Origin of the sequence: Microcystis sp. LE19-41.2A (assembly GCF_027530405.1) — a bacterium.
Classification (GTDB): domain Bacteria; phylum Cyanobacteriota; class Cyanobacteriia; order Cyanobacteriales; family Microcystaceae; genus Microcystis; species Microcystis aeruginosa.
In genome coordinates, this window is the sequence record NZ_JAPZQJ010000614.1 from 1 (window position 1) to 2,354 (window position 2,354).

Below are 2,354 nucleotides of genomic sequence, written 5' to 3' on the forward strand. Positions count from 1 at the left end.
GATCGGCACCCCCCTTATCAAGGGGGGCAGGGGGGATCGGCACCCCCCTTATCAAGGGGGGCAGGGGGGATCGGCACCCCCCTTATCAAGGGGGGCAGGGGGGATCGGCACCCCCCTTATCAAGGGGGGCAGGGGGGATCGAACCTAAAATCGATTTTTAATTTAATTATAACCAGCTACTTAACTGAAAACTGAAAACTTACATCTGATCACTGATAACTGATAACTGATAACTGACAAAAAAATCCAGGAGGATATAACCATGAACGAGAATCAAAAGAAAAAAATCGGCATTCTGACCAGTGGTGGCGATTGCCCGGGGTTAAACGCGGTAATTCGTGCCGTGGTGAAATCATCAAAACTCAAGGGTTGGGATGTGTACGGCATTCCCTACGGGACCGACGGTTTTATGCAGATTGCCGAGGGAAAATATCACCCCGAAGATTTGATCCTGACTCAGCATGGCTATAACCTACCCGGGGTCTTGAAAGGATTAGACGTTTTGCAGTTTCTTAGTGGTAGTGTTTTGGGTTCTTTGAGCAAAGGACATCCCGAAAACCCAGAAATTGCCACGAAAATCCTGCAAGGATACGAAATGCTGGGATTAGATGCCCTGATCGTCGTTGGGGGCGATGGGAGCATCGATATCATCTACGATCTCGCCCAGAAAGGCAATTGGAATATTATCGCGGTTCCCAAAACCATCGATAATGACGTTCCCTATACGGAATGGGCAGTCGGTTTTACCACTGCCGTCGATATCGTCACCCAAGCTTTGTATGATCTCACCTTTACCGCCGCTAGTCACGAAAGGGTGATGATTGTGCAGGTGATGGGTAGAGATGCCGGTCATTTAGCCCTTCATGCTGGGATTGCCGGGGGGGCCGATGCGATTTTTATTCCCGAATTAACCCCGGCTCTCACTCCCGAAATTATCGACGGTTGTTGTCGTCATTTGGCACAATTACGCGCTCAAGGTCGTAAATTCGCTCTCATTGTGATTTCTGAGGGTGTTAAAAACGAAGATAACCAAAAAGAGAAGTATATTGCCGATTATTTAGAAAAATTAATATTTGACAAAACTCGCTCTTTGTGCGTTACCGATCCCGTCTTCTGTTATCTCAATTCCATGGATGTGCGGGCCATGTCTTTGGGACACCTGCAAAGAAGTCGTCCTCCTTTGGCCATGGATCGACTGTTAGCCACGGCTTTCGGCATTAAGGCCGTAGAATTAATTGAACAGGGAAAACTCGATCGCGTGGTGATTTGGCGCGGGGGACAAGTGCGTAGTTTGCCCCTGAAACCAGTGATCAAAATTATCAAACAATGTCATCAAGAGCATCGCTGTGCCTATCCCGTGGATCCTGAGGGTTTTATCGTGAAAACAGCCCGTTCTTTGGGAATTTACCTAGGGGAAAATCCCACGACTGAGACAGCAGTGGTTCCAGAAGCTGTGGAGGCGTTGGTTTAGTTATAATAAAGCGAGAAGGGTTGCTCATACTTTCTCGCTTTGTTAATTGGTTAAGATTAGGCATTTCTTAACCCTACAATTACGGGAGATACTGACAGCTACTGTAGAAATCAAGAAACTTTTTAAAAGAGTGTAATTAGGGCTTGCTGAATAAATGTGAAATATAGACGAGGTAAGGGTTTTAGGGGCCTATTTTGCGAAACAGGTGCAAGATTTTGAGAGAATCGTGGTTGAAAACCTTGCATCTTCGGGGCGAAGCATTCGGGCATAACCTATCGCTGAAACCGTAGATTTCCTATCCGAATGCTTCGCCCCTACTTTTTCAGCCAGCCCTAATTAATTTTCTAAGCATAAACTTTTATTATCGGCCCGCGTCCTGTAGGGGCGAAGCATTCGGGCAATAACCTATCGGTGAAACCAGAGATTTTCTATCCGAATGCTTCGCCCGTACTTTTTGCCGCAAACCCTACATAAAGACTTCTACTATCAGTAATGAGGTTATAAAATTGAACTATTGGACAAGCTTCAATGAGATGTCTAATCTCTTGAAAATAGTCATTAATCAACAAATTCTATCTCCTCAATTTCTTCTTTGTCTTGCAGTAAAGCTTCTAGCATCCAAGCTTCTCCCATCCATTCATCAAAGTCTAAGGTATGCTGCAATTCATTGTTTTCAAATCGTCTGAGAAATTCTTGTGTCTGCATTTGATACTTAAGTAGGTAGGCGTTAAAAATCATCAGACACCCCCCTTATCAAGGGGGGCAGGGGGGATCGGCACCCCCCTTATCAAGGGGGGCAGGGGGGATCGGCACCCCCCTTATCAAGGGGGGCAGGGGGGATCGAACCTAAAATCCATTTTTAATTTAATTATAACCAGCTACT

General features: G+C 45.9%; 2 protein-coding genes. One reads left to right on the forward strand and one right to left on the reverse strand.

Translation table 11 applies throughout. The features are described from left to right. Window positions 1-262: 262 nt before the first annotated feature. Complete coding sequence (locus O9290_RS25440) at window positions 263-1,471, forward strand: ATP-dependent 6-phosphofructokinase (RefSeq protein ID WP_288058274.1); 1,209 nt, start codon at window positions 263-265, stop codon at window positions 1,469-1,471. 558 nt (window positions 1,472-2,029) lie between these two features. Here O9290_RS25440 and O9290_RS25445 read toward each other — a convergent pair. Next, window positions 2,030-2,209 carry a hypothetical protein gene (locus O9290_RS25445; protein ID WP_002758288.1) on the reverse strand — a complete coding sequence of 60 codons (180 nt, stop codon included), beginning with the start codon at window positions 2,207-2,209 and terminating at the stop codon, window positions 2,030-2,032. Window positions 2,210-2,354 lie beyond the last annotated feature (145 nt).

Bases quoted from the DNA above. Each gene is read 5' to 3' on its own strand.
- O9290_RS25445 (WP_002758288.1), bottom strand. From the start codon at position 2,209: ATGATTTTTAACGCCTACCTACTTAAGTATCAAATGCAGACACAAGAA.
- O9290_RS25440 (WP_288058274.1), top strand. From the start codon at position 263: ATGAACGAGAATCAAAAGAAAAAAATCGGCATTCTGACCAGTGGTGGC.